This window comes from Peribacillus sp. P4_C12, from assembly GCF_056402095.1.
This window is the reverse complement of sequence record NZ_JBFUIB010000804.1, coordinates 1-1,339: the sequence shown is the minus strand read 5'-3', so window position 1 is coordinate 1,339 and position 1,339 is coordinate 1. Positions and strand designations below refer to the sequence as shown.

The following is a 1,339-nucleotide window of genomic DNA, read 5'->3' as shown; positions in this document are numbered from 1 at the left end:
GCATAATAATCAGTATTTTTGACCATAACAAATCATTTGTTCCACTAATAAAACTTCCTAACATCTCCATTAAAAACAAACCACCTCTAATTATTAACTTATATATGATAGCAATTGACAACCATTGTTTATTTCCCATTCTCTCGGTAAGATAAACGATAGAAGTCCATAGTAAAAAAAGGAGATTCAAGAATGAATCCCCAATACAATAATCTATTATATACTACCATTCAATTTATTTCATTCATGAATTTGAGGAATGAATTGGGAAACTCCCATCGAGAATAAGAATGATATAATATTCTGTATCATTTCCATATAAAAATAATTGTTCTCCCACGCTTTGTGATACTTTCAATTGAACCCTTCTAAGATCAAAATTGTAAAGAGTTCCATGAATAAAAGCTAAATATATATTTATTAAAATGGACGCATATAAAAAAACACCCTAGATCTAAAGATTCAGGGTGTTTTTCTGGTTAATTCACTTTTTCAAGAAGTATGTTTCTTCTCTTCACTTCCTGAAAATCGCGGAAAACCAATCAAAATGGCTATGACTCCACAAATCCCAATTAATACCGGGTAAAAAGAATAGGGTAAAATACTTACAGGTGAAATTTGTGCTACCCCCGCCGCAACAAGCAGTTGTGCCCCGTATGGAATTAACCCTTGAATACAACAAGCAAAAACGTCAAGCAAACTCGCTGATTTACGAGGATCGATGCCATACTTTTCCGCAATATTTTTGGCTAGCGGACCTGCAATGATAATAGAAATCGTGTTATTTGCCGTAGATAGATTTGTCAAACCGACCAAACCGGCAATGCTGAATTCAGCACCTTTTCTTGATTTGCTATTACGGGTCACGACGTGGAGAAGATAATCGATGCCGCCGTTATGTTTGATGACTGACACCATACCAGCAATTAAAATGGCAAGAAAAGAGATCTCATACATTCCCGCCATTCCATCTCCCATTTTTTGAATGACGCCCATCAGTTGATAACTACCATCCGCTAACCCGATAATTCCGGCAAACACAATACCGATGGAGAGGACAAGGAACACATTGACTCCAGCTAATGCAGTGATCAAAACGCAAAGATAAGGTAGAATCTTCACCCAATTATAGGAATGTTGAGAGATAGCTGCTTGTTCACCCATTGTTAAAAAGCCAAGGATGACACATGTAATGATGGCTGCAGGTAAAACAATGAAAAAATTCACTTTAAACTTATCCTTCATTTTCGTTCCCTGCGTTCGAACAGCTGCGATTGTCGTATCTGAAATGAAAGATAGGTTGTCACCAAACATCGCACCACCGATAACGGCGGCCATT

1 protein-coding gene is annotated in these 1,339 nt (G+C 37.0%); it reads right to left on the bottom strand.

All coding sequences use genetic code 11. From position 1 onward, the window contains the following. Positions 1-492: 492 nt before the first annotated feature. On the bottom strand, positions 493-1,339 hold an 847-nt coding region (locus AC1DUW_RS29140; protein WP_477644228.1), incomplete at its 5' end, for a Na+/H+ antiporter NhaC family protein.